Here is a 26,692-nt window from a genome sequence, read left to right on the forward strand (position 1 = left end):
GATAAATGTTACACGTGTTAGTCGTTGGGGCAGGCGCCATGGGAAAAACCCATGCCGCCGCCTATGCTTCGATGCCGGGAGTGAAGCTTGCCGGCATCGCCGATATCCGGCTGGAGAAAGCGAGGCAGCTTGCGGACGAATATGAAGCAGGCGCCTATCGTTCGTTCGAAGCCGCGGTAGAGGATTTGGGTGCAGGGCAGATTGATGTCATCGACGTCTGCCTGCCAACACCGCTTCACAAGGACTACGTTGTCAAAGCGGCGGACATCGGCAAGCATGTCATATGCGAGAAACCGCTGGCAAGAACCGAAGAAGACGCGCGATTCATGATCAACTACTGCCGTGATAAGGGCGTGCGCTTGTTTGTCGGTCATGTGCTGCGCTTCTTCCCGGAATACGTGAAGGCCAAGTCGCTGCTCGATCAAGGCAGCATCGGGAAGCCTGCCGTCATCCGGGCTGGCCGCGGCGGCGGTTATCCGATCGGCTGGAACCATTGGTACAGCGATTTTGGAGCGAGCGGCGGCATTACGCTGGATGCGATGATCCATGATTTTGATTACCTGCGCTGGTGCTTCGGAGAAGTTGAGCGCGTCTATGCCAAGGGGCTGAACGGCCGCCTCCAGGCTCAGCTGGATTATTCGCTGGTGACCCTTCGCTTCCGCAGCGGCGTCATCGCTCATGTGGAGGGCACCTGGGCCCATGACGGCTTCTCCATGAATTTGGAGATGGCGGGCACCAGTGGCATCATTGACTACGATAGTGCCAAGGACAGCCCGCTTCTCTTCAAATCGCGGAGCAGTGCCGCGACGATTCCCGGCGTCGCCGTTCCGGAAAGTCCGCTTGAACGAAGTCCCTATTACCGGGAACTGGAACACTTTATGTCGTGCATCCGCGACGGCAGCGAACCGCTGGTTTCCGCCGAAGACGCATATGAAGCGCTTCGCATCGCACTTGCCGCTCTAGCCTCCATGGCTGCAGGCGAGCCGGTGGTTGTCGGGGACGCTGCGCTTACCCTCGCCTCGACATGAAATAAACGCGATCGATGTATTATCTGGAGAGCCCGCATCCTGCAGATTTTGTTGCTGGATAAGGAGGGCAAGCCTCTGCGGGATATACTTTCATATCACTAAACAAGGAGAGAAAGCCATGAAATTGGGAGTGATCAGCTTTGCGCATATGCATGCGTTCAGTTATGCCAAAGCCCTTCTCGGGATTGAAGGCGTGGAGCTTGCCGGCATCGCCGACCCTGTAGAGGAGCGCGGCCGGAAATACGCCGAGCATTTCGAAACCGCCTATTATCGGGATTATCGCGAGCTGCTGGACCAAGGCTTGGACGGCGTCATCGTGACGTCCGAGAACGCGCATCATAAGGAGCACGTGCTGGCCGCCGCTGCGGCCGGGGTTCATGTGCTCTGCGAAAAACCGCTCTCGACCAACATACAGGATGCACAGGACATGATTGATGCCTGCAAAGCAAACGGCGTGCTGCTGCAAACGGCGTTCCCGGTGCGTTACAATACGACGGTCGTGCGGGCCAAGCAGATGATCGATGAGGGAAAACTAGGCCGCATTCTGGCCATGAAGGGAACCAACCGCGGACGCAATCCCGGCGGTTGGTTCATCGATCCGGAGCTCTCCGGCGGAGGAGCCGTCATTGACCATACCGTGCACGTCGCCGATATTATGCGCTGGATCACCGGTGCCGAGGTCAAGGAAGTGTACGCCGAGGTCGACCATCTCATCTCGGAAGCTCCGATTGATGACAGCGGCATCCTGACCATGGAATTCGACAATGGCGTATTTGCTACGCTGGATTGCAGCTGGTCCCGCAACAAGGAGTTCCCGACCTGGGGCGACGTCACCTTGGAAATCGTCGGTTCCGCCGGGACCCTTAGCGTCAATGCCACCAGTCAGAAGCTGCACGTATACACCGATGAATCCGGATACCGCCATCAGGCTTGGGGTGACAGCATGGATGCCAGCCTGATCAGGGATTTCGTGGATGCCATCTCCTCCGGCGCCGCGGAGGCATCCGTTACCGGCGAGGACGGGCTTCATGCGCTGGCCGTGGCCGTAGCCGCCTACCGATCGTCCGCGGACAAGCGGACGATCGCGATGTCGGAGCTGTGATTCGATAACCGGCACAGAAGTCGTTTTCTCGTCGTATACGAGAAGGCCTTCTGTGCTTTTTCTCATAGCGGATCCGTGAATCCGGGCCCAAATGAATGCTTGAATAATATGGATGGCGGGGCTATAATCACGTGTGAGTAATCGAGTTACCGGAACTTGGAGCCAACATTTATACGATCGGGAGTGAAGCAATCTATGATTAAAGCAGGCGTGATGGGAGCGGGCGGCATGGGCGCCGTCCACATTAAAAATCTTCACGGGAACGAACATGTCCAGCTGGCCGCGATATGCGATACGAATGAAGCGTTAGCCAAACAGCAGGCCGAGCTTTACGGTGCGGCCTATTATACGGACGGCAGCACGATGCTGGAGCAGGAGCCGCTCGATGTGCTGTATGTCTGCATCCCGCCCTTCTGCCATGGCGACATTGAAGAGCAGGCAGCTGCCAAGGGCATTCACCTGATGGTGGAGAAGCCGCTGGGACTGGACGTCGAGTCCGTTCGCCATAAAGCCAAAGTCATTGCTGAAAGCGGAATCATCGCCGCCTCCGGTTACTGCCTGCGGTACCTGGATACGGTGGCGATCGCCAAGGATTTTCTCAAGGACAAAAAAATCGGCATGGTCCGCGCCCACTACATCACAACGCCTGTGCCGACTCCATGGTGGCGCAAAAAGGCATTGTCCGGCGGGCAGCTGGTTGAGCAATCCACGCATACCATGGACTTGGTCCGTTACCTGTGCGGCGACATCACCCGCCTGTATGCCGATATGAAACTGCTGCTGGTCAATGACATCCCGGATCTGGACATTCCGGATGTGGGCGCCATCCAATTCGTCCTGGATTCCGGAGCCGTCGGCCATATGCAAACCGGGTTTATCCAGTTCGATCACCGCAGCGGCATCGAGATTATGGGCCGGGATTTCCGGGTCGTCCTGGACGGAACCACGCTCTCCATCGTAGACAAGGAGAAGGAAGTGGTGTACCGCAGCAAGACGGACTTTTACAAAAATCTTACCAATGCCTTTATTGACGCCATTCGGAGCAATGACCCGAGCCTGGTGCTGGCATCCTACGAAGACGGCTTCAAGACGCTGGAAGTGACGCTGGCGGCCAATGAATCCGCCGAGACCGGCCAACCTGTAACGATTCAGCCATAATGCAATAAGGGCGTTCTCGCGGTCTGCAGACTTTGAGGACGCCCTTTTACTTTTCGTTTAACAACAAGTTTCGTTCTGTTCATGCAGCGCAGTAAGCTGCCGCTTCCCTGTCAGAGGCTTCTTTCCGCTTGCGCTATCACTGGGAGCGTGAAGATGCCGGGTTCCACTCTTATAATCCAAGCGAAATGTATTTTACCTCCAGGAACTCCTCCATTCCGTAATGTCCGCCTTCCCGGCCGAGCCCGCTCTCCTTAAAGCCGCCGAACGGCGCTTGCGCTGTCGAAGGCACCGGATCATTCACGCCTACAATCCCGTAATCCAACGATTCGGCAATGCGTACCGCTTCACCCAGATTTTGCGTAAATACATAGGCGGCCAAGCCATACGGACTGTTATTGGCACGCTGCACGGCTTCGTCTATCGTTTCGAAAGTGGTAATCGGCGCAAGGGGGCCGAAGGTCTCCTCGTTCATGCACTCCATGTCGTCCGTAGCGTTCATGATGACCGTGGGCTCCACATAATTGCGGCCGAGCTCGGGCAGGGCTTGACCGCCTGCCAAGACGATGCCGCCTTTCTCTTTCGCATCCTTGATCTGTCGTACGACTTTATCCACGGCTTCCCGATTAATCAAGGGACCGATATCGACCCCCTCCTCCATTCCGCTGCCCACCTTCAATTGCTTGACAAGCTCAGTAAACTTCGCAGCGAATTTCTCCGCGATCCCTGCCTGAACATAAACCCGGTTGGCACATACGCAGGTCTGTCCCCCGTTGCGGAACTTGGAAGAAATCAATCCCGCAGCCGCATGATCCAGGTCCGCCTGATCGGTCACGATAAACGGGGCATGGCCGCCAAGCTCCAGCGATATTTTCTTGACGTTGGCCGACGCGCCGGCCATCAGCTGCTTCCCTACTTCGGTGGATCCCGTAAAAGACAGCTTTCTAACCCGGCAGTCCTCTTGCCACACGCCGGAAATGTCGCTTGAAGACCCGGTTACGATGTTAATGACCCCGGCTGGAATGCCGGCTTGATCCGCTAGCTCCACCAGCTTGATCGCCGTGAACGGCGTCTCGCCGGATGGTTTGATCACCACGGTGCACCCCGCCGCCAAGGCCGGCGCTACCTTACGTGTAATCATGGAGGCCGGGAAATTCCATGGCGTGATGGCGGCAACGACGCCAACAGGCTGCTTCGTTACAATGATGCGCTGGCGGCTGGATGATCCGGGGATGGTCTCGCCGTAGATTCGCTTGCCTTCTTCCGCGTACCATGCCACGAAACTGTTGGCATATTGAATCTCGCCCGCCGCTTCCTTCAGCGGTTTCCCCTGCTCCGTGGTCATAATCCTTGCCAATTCGTCCGTATGTTCCGCGATCAGCTCATGCCAGCGGCGCAGCAGCTCTCCCCGCTCGTTCGCCGTTCTGCGGGACCATGCCGGAAAAGCATCGGCGGCCGCATCGACGGCAAGCCGGGCTTCCTTCTTCCCGCCTTTGGATACGGTACCGATAACCGTGCCGTCCGCCGGGTTATATACATCCATCTGCTCCTCGGTCTGAATCCATTTTCCAGCGATATAGATTTGATTTTGAAACATAAGAATGACCTCCTAATCGATTCTTCTAAGCTGCGATTATTCGATATCATGATTGACTAACATCTATTTAACGTTAGGGTCTGTCAGCCTATTATCCGATATCCACTTACCCTAATGCAAAAAAATAAAACACCGGAGCTTCGTCAAGAAACTCCAGTGCTTCCATATTCATAGCTTAGCGCCCGCCTATTTAACGGCTGCGTCTACTTCCGTGATCATTTCGGATACGGATGTCAATCCGCCGCCGGACAGATACCAGAAGTCAGGGTTCAAATACACGATGTTGCCCTCTTTCGCGGCATTGGTTGTGTTTACAAGTTCGTTCTCGACAACCGCTTTGGCGCCTGATTCTCCTTCACCCGTGGCTACCGCTGCACCGCGGTCCACAACAAAGAGATAATCCGGGTTCATCTCAACGATGTATTCATTGGAAATATCTTTACCATGCGTACTCACTTCAATGTTAGGATCGACGGCACCGAAACCGAACACGTCATGCAGAATGCCGAAACGGGAGCCTGGGCCGTATGCGCTGATTTTGCCTTCGTTCGCCAGAATGATCAGGGCTTTCTTGCCGGTTGCAGTAGCTTTCTCATTCAAAGCCTTGATGTTTTCGTCGATCGTGGCAAGCTCTTTTTCAACTTCGGCTTCTTTACCGAAAATTTGACCCAGCGTATTCATGTTCTCTTTGAAGGATTCCATGTATTTGCTTGTGTCCACGCCCAGGAAGATCGTCGGGGCAATTTTGCTGAGTTCCTCGTATGCATCCTGCTGTCTGCCGGAAATAATGATCAGATCCGGATCGATGCTGTTGATTTTCTCAAAGTCAGGCTCTTTCAGGCTGCCCACATTCTCATATTTCTTGTCTTCGAATTTGGACAGGTATGCCGGGATATTCGCTTGCGGAACGCCCAAAACCTCAACGCCCAATTTATCCACGGAATCCAGAATGCCAAAATCGAATACGACGACGCGGGAAGGATTTTTCTTGACAGGCGTTTCGCCCAGCTTATGGGTAATCGTGATTTCTTCGGACGAAGGCGGCGTTTCTCCCGCAGCGTCGCCTCCACCCGCACCGCTAGTTTTATCGTCCTGCCCACAAGCCGCGAGCACAAGCGTGAACATTGCTACCATAAATAAAGCCAACCATTTTTTCATTCCTAACACCCCATTTTTTATATTTAAAATCTTTATGATTCAACATATATTTGAATTTATGGTTGAATATGTAATTCAATTTGGACAGAGGAAACCATGCCGTCCTTTGACCAAGGCGGCCTAGTCCTTGTGCAGGGAGAAGCTCGCACGCTTCACCAGCATCTCCCGGAGTCCATATCATATTTTCGGATCTCGCTTATCGATTAACCGTAGTATACGCACACCCGATTGTCGTTAATCTCTTCGATCTCGATGTCCATGTCGTAGATGCCCCGAAGAACATTGCTCTGAATGATGTTCTCGGTTTTCCCTTCGCTTTCAATCGCTCCGTCCTTCAATGCCACGATGTAATCCGAATAGAAGGAAGCGAAGTTGATGTCATGAATCACGATCACGATCGTTTTGTTCAGGTCGGCGACAAGCTTTCGGAGAATCTTCATAATCTGTACGGAGTGTTTCATGTCCAGATTGTTCAGAGGTTCATCCAGCAGGATATACTCCGTGTTCTGGGCGATGACCATCGCGATATAAGCACGCTGGGTCTGACCGCCGCTGAGCTGATGAAGATATTTATGCTGCATATCCTCAAGCTCCATATAGGAGATGGCTTCATCCACGAATTTCTCGTCTTCCGCGTTCAATCGGCCTTGGGAGTATGGAAAACGCCCGAAGGATACAAGCTCGCGCACCGTCAGGCGGAGGCTGATATGGTTCGATTGCTTCAGAATCGAAACCTTCTTCGCCAGGTCCCCGCTTTTCCATTGGCTGACCTCTTTGCCGTCCACCGTAATTTGACCGCTGTCCTTGCCCGTTAGTCTGCTTATCATGGACAGCAAAGTACTCTTACCGGCGCCGTTCGGGCCGATAAAGGACGTAATTTGACCTTTCGGGATCGTAACCGACACGTTATCAACGACTTTTTTGCCGCCATAGACTTTCGATACGTTCGTAACCTGGATCATGCTTTACTCTCCTTTAGTAGCAGGTATATGAAGTAAACGCCGCCGATGAAGTTGATGATGACGCTTAGCGTAGTAGAGAACGTAAACACCCGCTCTACCACCAGTTGACCGCCCACCAAGGCGATAATGCTAATCAGAATGGACGCCGTGATTAAGTGTGAATGCCGGTATGTTTTCATGAATTCATAAGCGACGTTCACCACAAGCAGTCCAAGGAACGTGATCGGTCCTACCAATGCGGTGGCCACCGAAATGAGAACCGCGACAACGATCAGAAGCCTCTTCACAACGTTATCATAGTTTACGCCAAGGTTGATCGCCTGATCACGACCCAGCGACAGCACGTTCAAGTACTTGGCAAACCGGGCAAAATACAGCAGGGTCAGCGCAACGACAATGACGGACAGGATGAGAAGCTCGGTCTTCACATTGTTGAAGCTGGCAAACATCTTGTCGGACACGTACTGGAACTCGTTCGGATCGATCAGCACTTCCATAAAGGAAGACATGCTGGAGAACAGGGTTCCAAATATCATGCCGATCAGCAGCAGGAAGTAAATATTGTTTCCTTCCCTCTGAAACAAAATCTTATATAGGATCCCGGCGAACAGGATCATCGCGCCGACATTGATCAAAAAGTTAACATTGCTGCCCAGTTTATACAGCGTGAAGGAGCCGAAGACAAAGATCACGGTCGTCTGGATCAGGATGTACAAGGAATCCAATCCCATCACGCTTGGCGTCAGTATCCGGTTATTCGTGACCGTTTGAAACACCGTGGTAGACAGAGCGATCGCCCCGCCGGTCAGAATAATGGCAAGAACCTTCTTGATTCGTCTTGGAAGGGCGTAATCCCAATTGCCGCCAAGATCAATGAACAGAAAGACTGCCACCAGGATGATTGCCGCCGCGGCCAACAGGCCGAGTTTGGCTTTATAAGTCATAAGCCTTTCTCCTCATCAGTAAGAAAATGAATATACCGCTTCCGAGTACGCCCACGGTCAGACTAATCGGAATTTCATAGGGATAAATGATGATCCGGCCAAGGATGTCACAGAACAGTACGAACCCGGCCCCCAGCAGCGCGGTATGCGAAAGGCTTTTTTTCAAGTGGTCCCCTAAGTACAGACTGACAATATTAGGTATGATCAGACCAAGGAACGGAATCACGCCGACGGTCAGCACAACGGAAGCCGTAACCAGCGCAACGATGACCAATCCCAGGTTCACGACTCGCCGATAATGAAGTCCCAGGTTGGTTGCGAATTCCTCTCCCATTCCGGCTACCGTAAACTTGTTGGCAAACAGGTAAGCCAGAATCACAAGCGGGATACTGAGATACAGCATTTCATATTGGCCCTTCATGATCATGGAGAAATCGCCCTGCAGCCAAGCCGACATATTCTGTATAAGATCATATTTGTAGGCAAAGAAGGTCGCGACCGAGCTGACGATATTACCGAACATAAGCCCTACCAGCGGGATGAAGATCGCGTCCTTGTACTTGATCCGATCCAGTATCTTCATGAAGATAAAGGTTCCTGCCAGTGCGAATACGAATGCCACGAGCATTTTGATAAGCGGGCCGCTTGTCGTAAAGACGAGCATGGCAACCAAGATCCCCAATCTGGCGGAGTCCATAGTGCCCGCCGTCGTCGGCGATACGAACTTGTTGCGGCTGAGCTGCTGCATGATCAATCCGCAGATACTCATGCTGACTCCAGCCAAGATGAGGCTGACAAGCCGTGGAATCCGGCTTACAAGCATAATATGCTGTTGTTGTTCTGTCATCGAGAACAGTTCCAGTGGCGAGATATCTTTAACTCCAATAAATAACGAGATTATGGAGAGTACCACAACGGCTGCGAATAAGTATCTAATCTTCATGGTTCTTCCTTCTATGGCGTATGTCTGTCGAAACTCCGGCAGTCAGCAATTCCCCAACCATTCTCATTGAGATTGATTATCAATTGCGTTCTGATATGGATTATATCATTCTCATTCTCAGTCGACAAGTATAATTGAGAATCAAAATCATTTAATTTGTTCATCCAAGTATCATTTGTTCATGATTTGTTCATAATATGGAGTTTCGCAGAGATAAACTTTATATCACCGAGGCTGAGCCGCTTGGATTCGCGGTTCCCGAAATACATACGTATGTAGAAGCTGATTTAATTCTCAGTAACCGGGTATAAAAAATATAAATTAACTTTCCTTCGAAGCGTTGACAATCCCTCTAAGTTATATTAATATGCTAACATAATTATTATTTCTAACTAAACGTAAGTTAATGTGGAATGATAATTCAACGACAGCAATTCAACTCAACATGCATATTTGCTTGAATTAAAGGACATCTTTGTTATCAGGCTTATGCAAACATGATTACATCAGGAGGTTTTTTTCAATGTCTAAAGATTTTTCAGCAGCACTTAAGCATCGCCGTTCCCATTATGCCATCAGCAAAGACCCGGTCATTTCCGACGAACGCATCCAGGAGATAGTTAATGAAGCCGTTAAATATACTCCGTCTTCTTTCAACTCCCAAAGCGCACGCGTCGTTGTACTGCTTGGCGAACAGCATGACAAACTGTGGAACCTGACCGAAGGCATTCTGAAAGAGGTTGTCGGAGACGAAGAGGCTTTCAAATCCACAGCTGAAAAAATGGGTGCATTCCGCGCTGGATACGGCACTGTTCTCTTCTTCGAGGACAATAACGTAGTTGCCGACCTGCAGCAAAAGTTCGCGCTGTATGCCGACAATTTCCCGGTTTGGTCGAACCAATCCAACGGCATGCTGCAATTCGTGGTATGGACGTCCCTCGAGGCAGAAGGCCTGGGCGCATCCCTCCAGCATTACAACCCGTTGATCGACGAGAAAGTGAAGTCCGAATGGAACATTCCGGAAAACTGGAAGCTGATCGCTCAAATGCCTTTCGGCAAACCGGTTGCAGATCCGGGCGAAAAAGAATTTGCGCCGCTTGAAGATCGCGTGAAGGTATACAAGTAAGCCATAGCCGGCCTAAGCCGCCTACCCAAGCCCTGAGGATTGGAATAGGCGGCTTTTTTATGGTGCCCTGCCATTGAAAACCTGCCGGCAAAACGATACAATAACACAGGAAGCAGGCCTTCCGCCTTCTGATCTTCGGAAGTTCTTGGAGCCGGCTTGATACCAACTGCATATTTGATGTTTGGCTGTACTAGGGGTGCCATGTGCTGAGAGACGGCGGACCGCCGTTAACCCTTATCACCCGATCTAGATCATACTAGCGTGGGGAAGTGTAGCATTTATGTTTATTTCTTTGCGTAGGCATAACTGCACTTCTTCATGGGGTGCGGTTTTTTTGCGTGGACTTATACAATGGGGAGGAAAAAATTTATGAATGAGCTTGTATGCGGAACCAGCCGGATCGTGGGTTGCCGGTTCTCGGTATTTCCCATGACGGATCGGTTCGTTGAAGTGATCACGGAAGCGCTTCGTTCCGTGGATTCGGATAAGGTCTGGATCCAAACGGATGATGTAAGCACTTGTATTCGCGGCCGTGCGGAGCATGTGTTTGATGTGACGAGAGCAATATTCGCTTATGCCGCGGCTAGCGGCGTGCACACGGTGTTTAACGGTACTTATTCTATCGGCTGCCCAGGCGATACGGATGCCGATGCGTATATGAATGAGGATTCGACCCGCTTAAACCACGATATCGGGGAACGCGCCGATATCGAAACGGCCTGCCAATTCGCGCTTTACCCGATGGGTAGCGCCAATTACATGGATGTCATTTACGCAGAAGTGGATCGTGCGAAGGCAGCGGGCACATTCGGTGGAAGCGTACATTACGCCAGCCGATTGGACGGGGCGTTGTCCCGGGTGTTCGGATCACTCGAAGACGCGTTCCAACATGCGATTCAATCCGACAGCAGCCATCTGGTCATGACCGCGGTGGTTTCGGCCCACAGCCCATCCCCCAAAGCCAAAGCTTAAGGTCCTTTCCAACAGATAAAGGCCCGGCACGCGCCGGGCCTTTATCAATTGCAGGCAAGAATTTGACGGTGTTTAAACCCAAGCACTCAAGATGATTACGAGCAGGATAAAGAGAACCAATATAGTTCCTACTGAATTGCCCCATGCGCCGCCGTATGCTCCGCTCATGAAGATCCCTCCTGGATTTAAAAGAATGACGTGAGTTAATCACGTTATTATCTTATTGCTTATGGCGGGCGAGCGTCACGGCTAATGTACCCCCCTCTTTTTTATGCAGGGCTTATTTATTCCTCATAACCGACCAGCAGCCTGCCTCCGTACGGCCTGAGCGCTTCCTCCGTCACTGCAATAAGGTCCGCAGGATCGTCCTCCCGATAAATCGCCAGAAGCGCTGCCTCCAGTCGATCCCCCATAGCTGGGCTATAGCGGTTGAATAAACGAAACAGCATCTTCCCTTCACCCGTCCACTCCCGGTTTGCCCTCAGCACGAATTCGCATAGAGTCGACGCTATTTTGTGTACAGTAAACCATTTTTCGCCTTCCCTGCGGGGACTTGTCAAGTCCAGCAAAAACTCGGTCAGGATGTAGCGGTATTCGGCAATATCGCTCGACGACAAGGGCATGGGGCCGTAAATCAAATCATTCCGGGCATCCGCCCGCACCTCTTCTCCCTCAGGCAACGAACGCAGCACCGTACCTTCGGCGACCATCCGCTGCAAAGACGGATTCGCCGCCAGCACTCCCTCGTCGAAATATTCGCGATAGGAGGATAAAGACAATATGAATATTTCCGCGATCCAGCCATGCGCCTCGATCGTCTTCCTGCTGAAGTCATATCCGTCCCGTTCAATGACGATGATGTCCAGATCGGATTGTTCATTATATTCACCACTGCTCGCGCTGCCGCCAAGTACGGCAAGCAAGCAGTCGGGATAATTTCGTTGCATGACGCGTATCGCTGCCTCCGTCGGTTCCAGTCTCATGGCCGTTTTCCTCCAGTAATTCTCTCATCCGCCACAAAAAAGGGCTCAAAATATTAAATTCAACGAAAACCCCAAACGTACCTGAATCATATGGTAAATAAACGATTACCCGCATTGACGATAAGGAAGAAGGGATAGATGAGATGAATTACATTCACATGCTCTCCAGATTAGGCATGGGCAGTGCCCACCCGGGAGGATTCGAGGCAACCCTCAGAATGCTGAAGAATTATCCCATTCAACCGGGCAGCCGCATTTTGGAGGTAGGGTGCGGAACCGGCAGAACCGCCTGTCATCTTTCGGAGATGGGTTATCAAGTAACCGCCATTGACCTGAACGAAAATATGATCAAAAAAAGCCCGCGCAAGAGCCGAAGCCATGGGTATGGACGTGGAGTTCCTGCAGGCGGATGTATGCGCGCTGCCTTTTGAAGACAACCGGTTTGATCTGATCATGGCCGAGTCCGTCACCGTATTTACGGATACCTCGAAATCGCTGCCCGAATATTACCGCGTTCTGGATCGCGGAGGCGTCCTGCTGGACAGGGAACTGCTGCTGGATAAGCCGATGCCGGAGCCGAAGCTTAAGGAGCTGCTCGAATTCTTCGGCATTCCTAATCTGATGATGAGGGAAGAATGGGCGGGGTCCCTTTTGTCTTGCGGTTTTAAGCAGGCTGAATTTTTGGAGTACAACCACTTCAACGAGCAATTAAAGGAAGAGCAAACCCGTCATCTGGATGCGTTTGAGCAGCGCGATAAAGGACTCCTGTTCGATGCTGCGCTCTGGGAAACGCTGTTCAAGCATGACCGCATGATTCTGGATAATACGGATTATCTCGCTTCCGTCTTATTTCGTGCAGTGAAATAATCCGGCCTCATCTCTATGCATCAAGAGGGGATCTGCATATGGCTATGCTTCCCCTCACTCCCATCACACTCAGTTCTTTCGACCTAATTCAACACTTTTTGTCAATTCGTTATATCTAGTTTAGCCCGTCGATGCTATAATCATGGTAAATATATCCTATGTTGTTGAGGAGGACTCATTCTTATGGCATGGTTCAACAGACTCCCTATGTCTCAAAAAATCACCGCAGCCTGTTATCTCATTGCCGCTTTGTTTGCGGTACCCATGCTGCTTGCGTTTATTCTGATGGGTAAAGCAATCATTGGCGTGGTCATCGTCGTGGTACTAACCGGGCTTACTTTTCCTCTTTCTCGCCTCATTGAGAAAACGCTTACGAACTCCTTCGCGGAAATCTCCAGCGTTTCCGCCAAAATCGCCAAAGGCGACTTCACCTTCCAGGTGGAGGAGGTGGGAGGCATGAACGATCTGAGCAGAACCTTCAACAGCATGGTGGACAAGCTTCGCAAAATATTGCAGGAAACCTCGGATATCACCCGTCAGGTGATGACGTCAAGCTCAAGCATCTCGATTAAAAACCAGGAGCTTATTCAAGTGATGAATCAAGTCTCCCTTTCCTCCAACGAGCTGGCCGTCGGCGCCAACGAAATTTCGGAAGACGTATCCGAAATGACGCATTCCATCCGTGAGATCGAAGAGAAGGTCAGCAATTATACGCATTCGACTCAGGAAATGAATACCCGCTCGATCGAAACGCTGGGACTGGTTGAACAAGGAAGGGATTCGGTAGCCAAGCAGTCAGCAGGGATGCAGCGAAACATTGAAGCGACAGCCAAGGTTTCGGAATCCATCGATGCGTTGGCCCAAAGCGCCAGGGGAATCACGAAGATTACGGAGACGATCTCCGAGCTTGCCGATCAGACCAACCTGTTGTCCCTGAACGCATCCATCGAAGCGGCCAGAGCTGGCGAGCATGGCGCAGGCTTTGCCGTTGTCGCCCAGGAGGTGCGTAAACTGGCCGAAGAATCTACGTCTTCAACCCGGGAAGTATTCAATCTCGTTCGGAGCATCGAATCGGACATCAAACACGCGTCCCAAAACATCAAAATCAATGAGGAGGTCGTCAGGCAGCAGACCGAAATGATCCGCGAAGCAGAGCTTGTGTTTATGGAGATCGTAAACAGCGTGCAGTATATTTCGGAACAGATCGCCGCTTTCTCCAAGGAAAGCCAGTCCATGCTGGATAGCGCGCAGAGCATTTCTTCCGCGATTCAGAATATATCCGCGATCACGCAGCAATCCGCTGCCGGAACGGAGCAAGTGTCGGCCTCCATGAACGAAGGCATCTCGTCGATCCAGAAGATGGCCGAAGAAGCGGAAGCGATGAATAACGCCGTTTTCCGGCTGCAGAAAACCATCAATATTTTCAAATTTTAAGCAGCGAAGCAGTCTACATAAGCTCGCATTTATAGTAACTAAACTTAAAGGCCAAGAATCTATCGAGATTCTTGGCCTTTTTATCACCTTTCCTCTTGATGCTCGCTCCATAACCGCGCGAGGTTCACAAGCCGCCCTTCCTCAAATTCGGCGCGGTAAATATCAGGCAATGTGGTTCCCAGCCAAAAATGATAATCGAAGCGCTCATCATAATGCTGGAGCATGAGTGTCATGATATCGCCGTGCGTCCCGATCGCTACCCGCTTGCCTCCATATGCATTCAAAATTATCTCGAAGGCCCGGATCGCACGGCTTTGCGCGGCTTTACCGGATTCTCCTCCGGGGAAGGAGAAGGCCGAATCCTGGAACAGTTTCTTTTTGGCATCAAGGAAGGAATGTCCCTGCAAATCGCCGGCCATCCGTTCTCTTAAGTCCTCCTGCTCCGCAATCGGTAATCCTAAAGCGTCCGCCAATGGTTGGACCGTGTCCTTCGCTCGCTGATAAGGGCTCGACAGGATCGCGTCAATCCCTTCATCCAGCAGCATCTCTTTCACTCGCTCCGCAGCATGAGATCCCTGCGCCGACAATTCACGAGACCGTTCCTTCCCCTCGATAAATGGGGATTCCGCATGTCTCACAAAATATATCATCGTCATTCTTCGATCCCCGCTTCTGGATTCGTCTCTAATTCGGGCTCCATCATCATCTCGACAAACGGCGTTAACGGCAGCAATCCCAGTGTGTCAATCGGAATCCATTTGGCTCCCAAGGAGTCTTGACCGTCACCGTCCGTTTGGATTCTAGCTTGATCATCCAGCAGCTCGACATCATAAATAATGCCGATATGATGCAGCTCTTCCATCTGATTCGCTTCATACTGATACACGATCGTATAAGAGACGGCCGTCCGAATGCTTCCCTTTATTGAACCAAGTCCGGTCTCCTCCATAAATTCGCGCTGAAGGGTATGCTCCGGCTCTTCGCCGAATTCGATCGAGCCGCCCGGTAAATCCCACTTCCCCTTATGCGGCCCTCTCGCTTTCTGGATCAACAGGATATGATCATGCTGAACCAGTATTCCATAAACGCCGAGATGCGTATGTTTCACCATGGTCCATCCCCTCCCTTTCTCGCAGTGAAGGTCATCCATTGACTTCGGAAAAGAATGTCTCTCCCCTCCTTCACTTCTTGAATATCCTGCTGCACCTGCCGCCTCGTTAAGATTTCCCATTCCGAATACAGCTCATCAAGGATGGAAAAGGCCCTTTCGGTCGACAGATTCAACTCGATTAACCCCTTTTCCTCCAAACCAGTCTTCCGATCGATTTCCTTCACTTCCGTACTCATCATGATGCAGTGAATGCCCTGGTCCACGGTTCCAGCCTGCATTTGTTTGACCTTACATACGAAGGCTTCTTCCGAGCTCAAATGCTCCAGGCAGGAACAGGCAATAATGTAGTGATAAGTCGCCTCGGCAATTTCGTAATGCTCTACGTCTGCTGCAAGTGCCTCGATGCTTGAGCTTACGCCGTACAACGCGGCATACTGCACCAGCTTGTCGATAGCCGATGGCAGCAAATCCACGCAGATGACCTGCCCGTTCCCCGATTGGATCCGCTGCGCAACCGGGATACTGTTACGCCCGACGCCACATCCCAGATCCAGTACCCGCAGATCCGGAAACGGCAATAAGTCCAAAAAATCCAGAACGGTCTGAACGGGCTTGGCTAACCAGCTCCCAGGTTCAAACAATACGGCTTCTTCATACAATTTCTCGTGATACGACTTTTCCTTTTCACGCGCTCGGTCGAATATGTTCAATGTTATAACCCCTTGTTTCTGCCGTTATCAGCCGCTTTCTAACAAATTCCACATAAGAATGCCTAAATCCTTGCCGATCGTATCTCTTACTCGGCAAACTCTAATCTAATCCTCGATGATCGCTAAACGCGGCCACTGATCCTTCCATTGTTTCTTGCGTACCCGTTCCAAGTAATAGCCCCGTTTATCAAAGTTAGGACTTCTTCGAACCCGAAGCGCGAATAAATCATCCAATCCGTAAGGACAGCAAAGCTCAAGCTCCCCTGCGACGTTCAGTCTGGCCCCGACCGCGGTGGCCGTCTCCGGCCAATGGGTTAGCGCTGCATGGGTTGAATGATAGGGCTCGTCTCCATTCTTGGCATGCATTCTGGCCTGATTCTTGACCGACCATTTCGGGTTCGCCGTCGAGGTCCTTAAGTGCAACTCCAGGGCAGCATCCCGTTCTTCGGACACATCATCCGGATCGAAGTAAACGACATCGATATCGGTATGCCGGTCCGTCCCGTCTAATCCATGCAGGATGTCCCATACATAATTTCGAATGTAACCCGCGGCAATATAACATTGCGGCAGGGCTAAATCCCGAACGATGCCCAAATCCGCCATCAATGGCTTGTGCTGCCTTATGTATTCCTTTAACCGTTCCTCTAACATGCCTTCACCGCCCATGAATGGTTGATATGAATCCCAGCTTGCTTGTAATCGCGTCGTCTCCAGGTCCCTCACGTTTACGAACCCCGCCGAACATGCGCGAGTATGCCCCAGAGAACCTTGATCCGTGTAAAAAAGCATAGACCGCTTCACGAGGAAACCGGCCTATGCACGCTTAGATAAAACTATTATATTCCAAATAATCCCTGACTTCTAGTCCTTCCTTGGTATCGGGAAGCTGCTTACACAGCCGCATCCACCCGCTCCTGCGATGCCCCGTCGCAGCGCTTGCACACTTTCAGGGCAGTTCCGTCCGATTTGGTCCGAGGATACAACAGTTTGGTCCGGGTACTCTTGCACACCGGGCATGTGCCGCGCGCGCGAGTCGGTAAGTGCCATAAGGATTTGCCTCTTTTTTGTTTTGCCATTTGCCAGATCCCCCATTCCATAGATTCATTATCGTCACTCTTACATATATGAAAGGGTTCGGCATAACATGTCGGCAGCTCCCATGGAATCTTGCATTATACAACAAAAAGAGAAGGCATCCGTAAACGCCCTCTCTTTAGCAGCATGATTCATGTATTCATAAACGCCACAATCTCTTCCTTAGCCGGTATGGAGGATTGAGCACCCGGACGGGTCACCGTCAATGCAGCAGCTGCGGTCGCAAACCGCAGCGCTGCTTCCGTATCCAGCCCCTCCGTGCAAGCTGCCGCATAAGCACCGATGAAGGTATCCCCTGCCGCCGTGGTATCCACGGGTTTGACGCGGAAAGCCGGAACGTTAAAACGCTCTCCGCGCGCATTCCCATAGAAGCACCCTAACTCGCCAAGGGTGATGATCACGTTGGAGGTGCCTCTTCCGATGATCGATGCTGAAGCTGCCTCGGCCGAAGCTGCGTCCTCCACCCTCAGCCCGCTAACCACGCTTGCTTCCGTTTCGTTTACAATCAATGTATCCAGCAGCGGAAACACCTCGTGCGGAATCGTTCGCGCGGGGGCCGGATTCAGCCAGACGCGAACGCCTGCCTTGCTGGCCGATCGGATGACATGCTGTGTCGTCTGCCACGGAATTTCATTCTGCAGCAGCACCGCATATACGCCGTCCCAGTTCACTTCGGCGGCAACATCCTCTTCGGTCAGCCGCCCATTGGCTCCTTCCGAGAGCACGATATAGTTCTCGCCTTCTTCGTTGACCGTGATGATCGCGATTCCGGATGTGCCTGCCTTGGTGAGAACGGACGAGACGCCAACGCCGCGCTCCTCCAAGGAAGCAACCAAAGTGCTTCCAAAAGGATCCAGGCCCACGGCGCCGACCATGCTGCAATCGGCACCTGCCAAGGCTGCGGCCACAGCCTGATTCGCCCCTTTGCCTCCGGGAAAAAACTGTGCGTCCCTGCTGTGAATCGTTTCCCCCGGCTGGGGAAACTGCGCTACATTACTCACAACATCCATATTGATGCTTCCAATGACAACCAGCTTGCGCAAAGTTAACCCGCTCCCTTCTGTTAAACCGGCTTCGGCTCGAATGTACGGACGCGAACTTCCTTGATCTCGTTCTCGCCATCCTCCAGACAACCAAAACCGAACATGCCGTGAGCATAGGCGGTTTCCTTGCATTCCAGCACATTCTCTCCATTAATATACAAGATGAACCTGTCCTTCTCGGACACCAGCTTCAGGCGGTATTCTTTACCCAATGCCCAATCGTATTTTGCCGTAATCAAACGCTTGATCCCGAAATCCTGTTTGATAAACGATACGGAGTTCGGGCCGTCGAAGCCGGCCAGATAATGACGCATGACGCCTTGCGCCCTTGCAATAACACAATGGCTGGTACCGGATATCGGTTTGATGGTCGCCTCAATCTCCATATCTCCGGCATAATAATTGCCGGAAAAGGAGGAGGAATCCCCTTCTGAGGAACAATGCAGGGCACCGTCACGCAGCTCCCATTTCCCTCGATGATGCGAGAATGGGGTGACGGAAGCGAACTCTTTGGCCTGCTTGGCAAAATCGATCGTATAGTCTGAAGCCCCCGTGATGCGGAATTGCCCGATGAACAAACTTCCGATAGCACGGTTCAAGAGCGGCGACGGGCTCTCGAGTATCCAGCCGATCTCATCGATCATGGCACCATCCGTATCCGGGATGACGAATTGCACCGCGTTCCACTCTCCGCACATGGGAGTCAACGCAGCCAAACGCACGTCCTCCTGCGTATAGGTATTGCGCACATACGGAGTCAAGGTAACCGGTTCGCCTTCCCACTGATCCACATAAATGCGGGCGGATACGGTTTGTCCGCTATACGCCTGCGGCGCAAAGGTCGGCTTATACTTCTCATCGTTGAACTCGGCGCGCCGGTAGAACGGTTTGTAATAGATTTTGCTGCTGTCGCCTTCAACCAGTCTGTCAAAAACCACTTCCAGCGATCCTCTGCTGTCATAAACCTGTTTCGTCGAATGGCGAACGACCGGGGTTTTGAAGGAATGGCTCGTCCGGAAGCCATGCGTAGATCCCGGCAGGTCGAAATCGAAATACACCTCGCCCTGCTTCACCCGACGGAACAGCTCTTCAGGTGCTTTCTCTCCGTTAAGGCGATAGCCTAGCAGTGCAAGCTCTTTGGCGAATGTCGGAAAATCGACCAGATTCAAATAGCCGGACACGCTGGAAGCCACGATGAAGTCATTAATCGGCTTGCGGTAATGTTCCGGGATTCCCGCCAGACCTCTGTAAACACCGAGGATCGTTCCCACATTACCTGCGTTGCAATCGGTGTCCCAGCCGCACATCGAAGCGATCTCGACCGTGCGCGCATAATCTCCCTCGCCATACAGAAGGGCAAGCACGCACACACCCGCATTCGGGATAATGTGGCATACGCCCGTATATTTATCGTATCCCCAGTGGTCCTCCAAATACTGGCGGCAAGCGCGGAAATCGGAAGGCTGCTCCCGGTGGAAGTCCGTCACCGCATGGACTACGCGCGCATAGGTGGAGTCATCCGGAATCATGCGCAGGCCTTCCGCGATAATCTCATCCATGGATGAAGCATTAAAGGCTTTGGCTATGCAAGCAGCCATGAAGCGGGCGCCATATAGCCCGTTGCCGTCATGGGAGACGCTGGCCGCTTTTTCCGCGTAATCCGCCGCTTTCTCCGCTTGCCCCGGGAACAGCAGGCCCCAGGAATCGATGAAGATCTGGCCGCCGATCTGCTCCGCCATCTCCGTGCCGTTGACCTCGATCGAACCGGAACGAGGAGCCGGGATGCCTTTGCGCAGATTCACATAGGCGCGGTGCTCGGTACTGATATCCTCGCCGCCCCACCAGAACATGCCGATCCCTTCCCTAGCGTAATTGAGCCATGCCTTGCCCACGTCCTCCGGCGAAAGCTCACGGTCCGTCGCATCGTCATACAGCGCGCGAATAAAGAAAACCGGACCGTTTGCGTCATCGTCCGCGGCAAAGGTTTTGTACGGCTTCACGTAATCCCGGATATCGCCGTATACGTCCCGAATGCGTTCATACGTCCAAGCTACCGGTTCGATGGGAGCACCGAGCCTTATGCCAATGTTCATGCCGATGAATCCCGCATATACCGTCTCTACATAATGTTTAGGTATCATTTGCTCTCCCTCCTGTATCAACCATTCCTCTACATCCGCTGGGTTCCAATAGCTTGCAAAAAACTATGGGCTCACAATATTCTTCCGAGATTCATTGATGCGAAGATCCTCTTCGATGATCTTCGCGGCAATGCCGCTAAACCGGTCGGCGATGGCACACAGGTCCAAACGATTCACCTTATTCAGCTGCTTAATATCTTCCTTGCGGATGACCTCGCTGCCGTACATGGCGCCCAGGATCACCCCGGCCATGACGCCGATCGAGTCCGTATCCCGCCCGGAGTTAACCCCGTCCAGAATCGAACGGTAGTACTCTCCGTCATTGAGCACGATGAACGCCAGTGCCATCGGCAGCTCCTCAATCGACCATAAACGGCTTGGCGTATAATGGTTGCTCGGGATGCCGACCTTGTCGATATGGCGGCTCACGTCATCGCCCATCGGCGAATATTTAAGCATGATCGCTTGCAAGACCTCGATCACTTTGTCCATGTCATCCCGCTCCTGCCGCAGATCGCGCGCGGCTTGCGTCATCTCCACAATGGCAGCTTTCGTGCCGTCTTTCGCCAGGCTGATGGCGGTGCGGACAATATCGTCCACACTCACCCCTGGCTCAAAGGCCTTCGCCACGCAAGCGGCGAGCACGCCCGCGGCTTCCAGGCCGTAGCTGCTCTGATGACCCATCGCAAACAGGATGGCTTCATCATAGGCCGCCTTGGGATTGCCCGCATTGACGATCCCGATCGGGGCGATGTACATTGCCGCCCCGCAGTTCACCATATTCCCGATGCCGCCTTCTCTCGGATCGCAATTGGCCAGCACATGACGCATGAAGATGTATTTTTCCGGATAGAACAATCGGTCAATAATCAGCGTCTCCTCATTCAGCTCAGGGACAAACGTCTTGCGGAACGCAATCTCCTTCACGAACTCGTTGCCCATATCATAGGCATCCAGATGCCTGCCCTCGGTAAGATACACGTTCATGAGCGCAATGGTCATCAGCGTATCGTCCGTGACAATGCCATCGCCCCTTACCCGGCCAAGCCGGACGTCGGGGGGCAGGTCCATCTTATGCCATCTTGTCATGAGGGATTCCACGCGTCCGTACTTGGACTTGATCTCCCCGTACGTCAATTTCTCGATTGGAGCTCCCATTGCGTCTCCGAGCGCGGTGGATATCACCACGCCCCTCACCCGGTCACGAAACGAAGTCATAGTTATAGGCTCCTTACTTGATGTTTTCGTTGGCGTATTTCGTTATCTCTGCTCCGCCTGCAGCATTCCATGCTTCAACGAATTGGTCGAATTGGGACAAATCCTTCTTGCCTGTAATAAAGTCCGTCGAATATTCCTTGTACAGATTGTTCATCGCATCCCAGTTCGCAATGAATTGCTCAGGGATGATGAAATTATTGTCTTCCGTGTAGAAATCGCCAGCCATTTTCAACGATTCGGTTCCAGGCTCACCCAATAGCGGCGTTTTCAAAGGCGTTTCGGATTTGATCTCGGTCGGCTCCCAGAAACGCGCATACCATTCGCTGTAATATTTCTCATTCAGCTCGATCTCGCCGTCAACGACTTTATAATGCTCGCCTTCGAAACCGAGACGGTCCAGCATTTGCCCCTTCGGACTTGCAAGGTAATCAAAGACCTTGAACGCCACCTCTTTATTCGGTGACTGGGAAGAGATCGCAAGTCCTCTGGATTCCTTCGTTACATCGGTTGCCCCGAAGCCTTGAGCTTCACCCTTGGCAGGCGGCAGCACGATCAGGTTAGCGTCTTCTCCGCCAAGCTCCTGCATTCTTCCGTCATACAAATCGATGATTTTGCCGGCTGTGCCCGTAATAACGGCAGCTTCCCCTTTATAGAAGGCATCTTCCTTGGTATCCCACTGCTTCGTAATGAATTGCGGGTCCAGCAGCCCTTCCTTGTAGAGCTTGTTGTAGAACGTCAGCTTTTCTTTTTCATTCTGGGAAACCTTGGAGTACTCATAAGTGCCGTCTTCCTTCTTAAGCCAAGTCGTATCCAAACCGAAAGCCGTATTGAAAATGAAATTGATCTCGGCAATATCGCCTGCTGCCGTCAGCGCGTAGCTCGGCTTGCCTTCACCCGGCTTCTTCTCCACCAATTCCTTAAAGAAGGCGTAATAATTGTCGACGGTCGGATTCTCCATCAAGGCCTTGGAGCTATCCATGGCATTAAACCAGTCGGCCCGGATGACCGGTGTCTTCGGTGCGAGCGGTTTGATCCACAGCAGATACGGATAGCTTGCCATCCGCGTTTGGTTATGCGGCTCGATGATATCTTTAATGTAAGTGGATTTTTCAATGTAAGGCGTCAGATCCTCCAGCAGGCCTTGTTCGGCAATTTGCTGGTCGCCGCCTTGGAAGTAGATGATATCCGGAATGGTTCCGCCCAACAGCAGCAGATTCAGGTTCTCGGCATAACTGCCCTGTGCCAGATCCACTAGCTCGAATTTCACGTTTAAGCCTTCGTCTTCGGCCAGGGATTTCTCCAAGGTCTCGAAGAATTTAACGGAAACGGGATTCGCCGTTCCTTCATCCTTGTACACGATCTTCAGCGTAACCGGATCACCGCTTCCTTCAGGCTGCGCGGTCCCGGGCTCGGTCTGGCCCGCTCCCGGCGTCTTCGAATTCGATGTACATGCCGACATGACCATAACCAGCATGGCAACGATTAATAACAGGCTTAATTTTTTCATGTTCATCTTTCTCCCCTTTTTTGAATTTGAACATTCATGCCTTAAGTTAAGCTGCCTTCCTTAGCTTAATCCTTGACTCCGCCCTCCAGTTCGCCTTTGGCGTAATATTTCAAAATGAACGGATATAGGAATAACAGCGGCACAATCGCGATCATGATCGTACCTGCCTGCAGGGAAGCGAAATCAAAATTGATCGAGCTGTCGAACATGTTCTGGTTCCCGATCAGGGACGTATTGTCCTTACGGACAACAAACTGCCTGAGCACGACCTGCAGCGGCCATTTGGTCGGGTCCGAAATATAGAGCGTCGCCCGGAAATATTCATTCCAGTGATACACCCCGTAGAACAAGCCCAAGGTCGCCAGCCCCGGTTTGGAGAGCGGCAGGATGATGCGGCTGTACAAGCGGAAATGGCCTGCGCCGTCGATTCGGGATGCCTCCAAAATCTCCTCCGGAATGTCCTGAATGAACCGCATGAGAATAAAGAGATAGTATACGTTGATCGCTTTGTACAGGATCAGCGAAGTTAACGTATTCATCAGTCCGAGATCCTTCACGAGCAGGTATTCGGGAATCATGCCCGGCTCGAATACCATAATGACGATCAGGAAAAACAACACGACCTTTTTCCCGATAAACTCGGTTCTGGCCAGCACGTACGCTGCCATGGAGGTCAGCAGCAGATTCAGGAATGTGCCTGCCACGGTAATCCATACCGAATTCAGAATACTGCCCGTGATCAAGGGATTGGACAACAACAGCTGGTAGTTGATCGTTGAGAATCCCTTCGGTATGATGTCCAGACCGCCCATCAGATGGGCTTTGCCGGGGTCGGTCAGAGACAGCGCCAGCAGATTCAGGAGAGGAACCAAGACCATGAGCGTAAATACAAACAACATCAGATAAATGACGATTTTGGAAATTTCAAGCCGTCTCATCGTAAATCCCTCCTTTACCAGACGCCCTTGCCCGAGAAGCGCTTCGATATGAAATGCGTGCCCAGGATGAGAATGATGCCGATCACGCCCTTGAAGAGGCTCGCTGCGGTTGCATAAGCAAACTGCCCGTTTCCGATACCGATCCGGTACACATACGTGTCCAGAATATCGACCACGCTGATGATGGAATCGTTCATAAAGTTAAACACCTGATCGAAACCAGCATTCATGAAGAAGCCCAGATTCAGAATGAAGACGGTTACAACTGTGCTGTATAAATGAGGAAGCGTGATGTACCTCATCTGCTGCAGCCGGGTCGCCCCGTCGATCTTGGCTGCTTCATACAATCCTGGGCTGATCTTCATGATGGCTGCCAGATAAATGATTGAATCCCAACCCGCGCTTCGCCAGATTTCGGAGAATACGAGCACCCAGCGGATATGCTCCTTACTGGTCATGTAATCTACGGATGGCAGTTGGAAGAAATTCGCAATCAGATTGACTCCGCCTTCGGCTGGGTTCAAGAGACTAATCCAGATCCCGGCAATCACGACCCAAGATAGGAAATGCGGCAGATAAACCACGGATTGCACATATTTGCGGTATTTCGAGCTCCGAACTTCATTAATCAGAAGCGACAGCATGATCGGAATCGGAAACACGAATACGATTTTCATCAAACTGATGATGATGGTATTCTGCAGCACGCTCGTGAAGGCGGGGGAGCTGAACAACGTCTTGAAGTGCTTCCACCCGACCCACACATGATCCCCGAGAATCCGGTAATCCTGAAAGGCGAGTTTCATGCCGTACAGCGGAATGATGTGAAAAACAAAAAAGTAGAGCAGAGGCAGCGACAGCATCGCGTATAATACCCAATCCTGCCTTAAGCGTCTTAACACCTTCATGGCTTACCCCTCCTCCCCATGTTCGATGGATAACTTCATGAGGGGAGCATGCTGCTGGGCACCATACACGTCGCGGTCGCCGACGCTGCCCGACGATATGTCCCGCGACATCGTGATCTTGAAACCCAGCGCCTGGTCGAAAAACACCAGATGATGAATCTGCTCCTCCCGTATCTGATACAGCTCGCATATGGTCCGTTTCGATATGATGCCGGACTGTTTCACTCTGTCATATTGCTCCTTGGAATCAAACAACACGTCTAATGTAATTTCGAAGGGGCCCGAGTTTTTGCTTCGCAGCACCTTCGCCAAATCGCCGAGTTGAGTCATGGTTTGATCCTCCTTATCGATGCTCTATACGAAAAGCATTATTTTTCATTTCCATCAGGTGGTAGACGGAGAATTCATACACAGGACCGAACTCGATGTCGCTTGGCGCGAATGGAAAAGCGAGATTGCCCGCCGTTGATTTCCGGCCTTCGTAGCCATAGTGCAGGAAGGTGGAACGCACCGTCGCGCAAATGCTGTTTGCCAACTCCTGCGTTTTGGCCACCACTTCGAACATGACGCCGATCTCGTGCCCGTCGAACGACTCGGGCTCCTTGCTTCCGAGAACGCCGTTCTTGCCGTAGTTGTAGAATTGAATCCGATAATCCGATTCCGGAATTTCCCGGTAATATTCCCGCGCCTGGTTGCGCACATATTCTTCAACCTCTTCCAGCTTCCCGATCAGGATCGGGTCCCGGATCCCTGCGACCACAAAGGTCCGATACGCGACGCGTCTTGCGCCTTCCAGCTTGATGAAATATTTCTCCGCCGGAAGGAATCGGCTGCCCGTCACGCGAACGACGCCTTTTTCCACTTCCTCGAATCGGCAGTTCTCCAAATCAAGCGTGAATCCGGGACCATGCAGAATATACGGATGTTCCTTCTCATAGAAGGTATGGGCGGCAACGCTGGTCGGGCTGCACGTCCGGTTCGGGTTAAGCGATTGAACGGTAAACGAATCATCGCTTATCGTGCCAAGAATGCTGTCCTTGGTTGTGCCAGGTTCGGCGCACAGTGCGCCGCATTCCAATATTTTTCCCAGATGATAGGATAGCCCCGGGTCCTTGCCATGATAGATCCCGATGGCCGCGAATGGGGACGGATCATAAGCCCGGCCGCATACGATAATGTCCCCGCCTTGTTTAAGCGCTTCCACAATAGGCTCGTGTCCCATCTGAGCAACGATGCTGTTCGTGGAATCAATCCGCTCGCGGGTCAGTGGCGGAATGTTCGGGCTCAGTCCCTTGATTCTCCCTTCTTCGCTTGCCAAATGGATTTCCTCCTGCGTAAAATCCGCCCAGATAACGGACACCTTGGCCTGAAGACCCCGCTCATCCAAAATCTCATCAATGATATCCAGCGTCCAGTTCACATGGGTCCTTGCTCCCGAGCCGCCGGCCGATCCGATGATAATCGGAATTTTCCGAGGCAAACCCTGGGTGATCATGATGTCCAGGTCTTTCTTAACCGCGCGCTTGCTGACGATCGATACGCCGGCGCCCAGCTTATGCGGTCCGCCATCCGTAGATCCTGCATCCACGACGATGCCGTGCAGTTCAAACTCCAGTCCGTTCATAAAGGATTGTTCAGGAAAGCCATATCCCAGCATGCCGCAGGGTGATAGAATTCGAATGTCTGTATTCATCTGCAGTCCCTCTCTACCCACATATTCACCCATGACCATTGGATAATTGGATTA

Annotated in this window: 26 protein-coding genes, 1 pseudogene and 1 riboswitch; of the genes and pseudogenes, 7 read left to right on the forward strand and 20 right to left on the reverse strand. The window is 52.0% G+C overall.

The window, feature by feature from the left end; translation table 11 throughout:
• Positions 1-5 precede the first annotated feature (5 nt).
• The 3 genes from P0X86_RS21845 (at position 6) to P0X86_RS21855 (ending at position 3,288) form a co-directional block, all read left to right on the forward strand.
• The gene (locus P0X86_RS21845; RefSeq protein ID WP_277746425.1) at positions 6-1,028 is read left to right on the forward strand and encodes a Gfo/Idh/MocA family protein; all 1,023 of its coding nucleotides are present in this window, start codon (positions 6-8) and stop codon (positions 1,026-1,028) included.
• 118 nt (positions 1,029-1,146) lie between these two features.
• Positions 1,147-2,130 carry a Gfo/Idh/MocA family protein gene (locus P0X86_RS21850; protein WP_096776756.1) on the forward strand — a complete coding sequence of 328 codons (984 nt, stop codon included), beginning with the start codon at positions 1,147-1,149 and terminating at the stop codon, positions 2,128-2,130.
• 195 nt (positions 2,131-2,325) lie between these two features.
• A complete protein-coding gene (locus P0X86_RS21855; protein WP_009590016.1) occupies positions 2,326-3,288 on the forward strand; it encodes a Gfo/Idh/MocA family protein in 963 nt (320 codons plus the stop codon).
• 169 nt (positions 3,289-3,457) lie between these two features.
• Here the strand turns inward: P0X86_RS21855 and P0X86_RS21860 are convergent, their stop codons facing one another.
• The 5 genes from P0X86_RS21860 to P0X86_RS21880 all read right to left on the reverse strand — a co-directional run bounded on the left by P0X86_RS21860 (position 3,458) and on the right by P0X86_RS21880 (position 8,889).
• The gene (locus P0X86_RS21860; protein ID WP_277746426.1) at positions 3,458-4,882 is read right to left on the reverse strand and encodes an NAD-dependent succinate-semialdehyde dehydrogenase; all 1,425 of its coding nucleotides are present in this window, start codon (positions 4,880-4,882) and stop codon (positions 3,458-3,460) included.
• A 186-nt stretch (positions 4,883-5,068) separates the two neighbouring features.
• On the reverse strand, positions 5,069-6,040 hold the full coding sequence (locus tag P0X86_RS21865; RefSeq protein ID WP_096776758.1) for a siderophore ABC transporter substrate-binding protein: 972 nt from the start codon (positions 6,038-6,040) through the stop codon (positions 5,069-5,071).
• A 203-nt stretch (positions 6,041-6,243) separates the two neighbouring features.
• Positions 6,244-7,002, reverse strand: a complete 759-nt coding sequence (locus tag P0X86_RS21870) for an iron ABC transporter ATP-binding protein (RefSeq protein ID WP_009589818.1) — start codon at positions 7,000-7,002, stop codon at positions 6,244-6,246.
• Positions 6,999-7,946, reverse strand: coding sequence for an iron chelate uptake ABC transporter family permease subunit (locus tag P0X86_RS21875; protein WP_277746427.1), 948 nt, complete (start codon positions 7,944-7,946; stop codon positions 6,999-7,001). The genes P0X86_RS21870 and P0X86_RS21875 overlap by 4 nt, the downstream gene beginning before the upstream one ends.
• On the reverse strand, positions 7,936-8,889 hold the full coding sequence (locus P0X86_RS21880) for an ABC transporter permease (protein WP_277746428.1): 954 nt from the start codon (positions 8,887-8,889) through the stop codon (positions 7,936-7,938). Before P0X86_RS21880 ends, P0X86_RS21875 begins: the two co-directional genes overlap by 11 nt.
• Before the next feature lie 523 nt (positions 8,890-9,412).
• Here P0X86_RS21880 and P0X86_RS21885 point away from each other — a divergent pair.
• Positions 9,413-10,015 (forward strand): nitroreductase family protein, encoded by a 603-nt coding sequence (locus P0X86_RS21885; protein ID WP_009589776.1) that lies wholly within the window; start codon positions 9,413-9,415, stop codon positions 10,013-10,015.
• Between the two features lie 182 nt (positions 10,016-10,197).
• Positions 10,198-10,300: riboswitch (TPP riboswitch) on the forward strand.
• Positions 10,301-10,384: 84 nt separating this feature from the next.
• A complete protein-coding gene (locus tag P0X86_RS21890) occupies positions 10,385-10,987 on the forward strand; it encodes a YkoF family thiamine/hydroxymethylpyrimidine-binding protein (protein WP_213579235.1) in 603 nt (200 codons plus the stop codon).
• 72 nt (positions 10,988-11,059) lie between these two features.
• Here P0X86_RS21890 and P0X86_RS21895 read toward each other — a convergent pair whose 3' ends face one another.
• Together P0X86_RS21895 and P0X86_RS21900 are read right to left on the reverse strand one after the other, a co-directional pair.
• Positions 11,060-11,155 carry a hypothetical protein gene (locus P0X86_RS21895; RefSeq protein WP_015736424.1) on the reverse strand — a complete coding sequence of 32 codons (96 nt, stop codon included), beginning with the start codon at positions 11,153-11,155 and terminating at the stop codon, positions 11,060-11,062.
• A gap of 116 nt (positions 11,156-11,271) precedes the next feature.
• Positions 11,272-11,970 carry a nucleotidyltransferase domain-containing protein gene (locus P0X86_RS21900; protein ID WP_213579236.1) on the reverse strand — a complete coding sequence of 233 codons (699 nt, stop codon included), beginning with the start codon at positions 11,968-11,970 and terminating at the stop codon, positions 11,272-11,274.
• 269 nt (positions 11,971-12,239) lie between these two features.
• Here P0X86_RS21900 and P0X86_RS21905 point away from each other — a divergent pair.
• Both P0X86_RS21905 and P0X86_RS21910 read left to right on the forward strand, forming a co-directional pair.
• A pseudogene (locus tag P0X86_RS21905) lies at positions 12,240-12,837 on the forward strand (class I SAM-dependent methyltransferase); the annotation flags it as partial.
• A 183-nt stretch (positions 12,838-13,020) separates the two neighbouring features.
• Positions 13,021-14,271, forward strand: a complete 1,251-nt coding sequence (locus P0X86_RS21910; RefSeq protein WP_015736427.1) for a methyl-accepting chemotaxis protein — start codon at positions 13,021-13,023, stop codon at positions 14,269-14,271.
• A gap of 83 nt (positions 14,272-14,354) precedes the next feature.
• On the opposite strand, the gene P0X86_RS21915 is transcribed toward P0X86_RS21910, so the two are convergent.
• The 13 genes from P0X86_RS21915 to P0X86_RS21975 all read right to left on the reverse strand — a co-directional run bounded on the left by P0X86_RS21915 (position 14,355) and on the right by P0X86_RS21975 (position 26,638).
• A complete protein-coding gene (locus tag P0X86_RS21915; protein ID WP_277746429.1) occupies positions 14,355-14,927 on the reverse strand; it encodes a histidine phosphatase family protein in 573 nt (190 codons plus the stop codon).
• Positions 14,924-15,382, reverse strand: coding sequence for an NUDIX hydrolase (locus P0X86_RS21920; RefSeq protein WP_096776764.1), 459 nt, complete (start codon positions 15,380-15,382; stop codon positions 14,924-14,926). Before P0X86_RS21920 ends, P0X86_RS21915 begins: the two co-directional genes overlap by 4 nt.
• On the reverse strand, positions 15,376-16,092 hold the full coding sequence (locus P0X86_RS21925; RefSeq protein ID WP_213579238.1) for a class I SAM-dependent methyltransferase: 717 nt from the start codon (positions 16,090-16,092) through the stop codon (positions 15,376-15,378). Before P0X86_RS21925 ends, P0X86_RS21920 begins: the two co-directional genes overlap by 7 nt.
• Positions 16,093-16,197: 105 nt before the next feature.
• Complete coding sequence (locus tag P0X86_RS21930) at positions 16,198-16,746, reverse strand: nucleotidyltransferase family protein (RefSeq protein ID WP_096776843.1); 549 nt, start codon at positions 16,744-16,746, stop codon at positions 16,198-16,200.
• Positions 16,747-16,985: 239 nt separating this feature from the next.
• Positions 16,986-17,171 (reverse strand): hypothetical protein, encoded by a 186-nt coding sequence (locus P0X86_RS21935; RefSeq protein WP_081746334.1) that lies wholly within the window; start codon positions 17,169-17,171, stop codon positions 16,986-16,988.
• A 150-nt stretch (positions 17,172-17,321) separates the two neighbouring features.
• The gene (gene rbsK, locus P0X86_RS21940) at positions 17,322-18,233 is read right to left on the reverse strand and encodes a ribokinase (protein ID WP_096776766.1); all 912 of its coding nucleotides are present in this window, start codon (positions 18,231-18,233) and stop codon (positions 17,322-17,324) included.
• 20 nt (positions 18,234-18,253) lie between these two features.
• The gene (locus P0X86_RS21945; RefSeq protein WP_277746430.1) at positions 18,254-20,374 is read right to left on the reverse strand and encodes an ADP-ribosylglycohydrolase family protein; all 2,121 of its coding nucleotides are present in this window, start codon (positions 20,372-20,374) and stop codon (positions 18,254-18,256) included.
• A 63-nt stretch (positions 20,375-20,437) separates the two neighbouring features.
• On the reverse strand, positions 20,438-21,592 hold the full coding sequence (locus tag P0X86_RS21950; protein ID WP_213579240.1) for an ADP-ribosylglycohydrolase family protein: 1,155 nt from the start codon (positions 21,590-21,592) through the stop codon (positions 20,438-20,440).
• 13 nt (positions 21,593-21,605) lie between these two features.
• Positions 21,606-23,099, reverse strand: coding sequence for an extracellular solute-binding protein (locus tag P0X86_RS21955; RefSeq protein ID WP_213579241.1), 1,494 nt, complete (start codon positions 23,097-23,099; stop codon positions 21,606-21,608).
• Positions 23,100-23,164: 65 nt separating this feature from the next.
• Entirely contained in the window at positions 23,165-24,037 is an 873-nt protein-coding gene (locus P0X86_RS21960; RefSeq protein ID WP_009589953.1) for a carbohydrate ABC transporter permease, read from the reverse strand.
• A gap of 14 nt (positions 24,038-24,051) precedes the next feature.
• Complete coding sequence (locus tag P0X86_RS21965) at positions 24,052-24,945, reverse strand: ABC transporter permease (RefSeq protein ID WP_009589957.1); 894 nt, start codon at positions 24,943-24,945, stop codon at positions 24,052-24,054.
• 3 nt (positions 24,946-24,948) lie between these two features.
• Positions 24,949-25,275 carry a DUF4387 domain-containing protein gene (locus P0X86_RS21970; protein WP_009589826.1) on the reverse strand — a complete coding sequence of 109 codons (327 nt, stop codon included), beginning with the start codon at positions 25,273-25,275 and terminating at the stop codon, positions 24,949-24,951.
• A gap of 13 nt (positions 25,276-25,288) precedes the next feature.
• Positions 25,289-26,638: an acyclic terpene utilization AtuA family protein gene (locus P0X86_RS21975; RefSeq protein WP_277746431.1), complete on the reverse strand. Its 1,350-nt coding sequence runs from the start codon at positions 26,636-26,638 to the stop codon at positions 25,289-25,291.
• Positions 26,639-26,692 lie beyond the last annotated feature (54 nt).

The organism is Paenibacillus sp. BR1-192 (assembly GCF_029542445.1).
GTDB lineage: Bacteria > Bacillota > Bacilli > Paenibacillales > Paenibacillaceae > Paenibacillus_AQ > Paenibacillus_AQ lautus_A.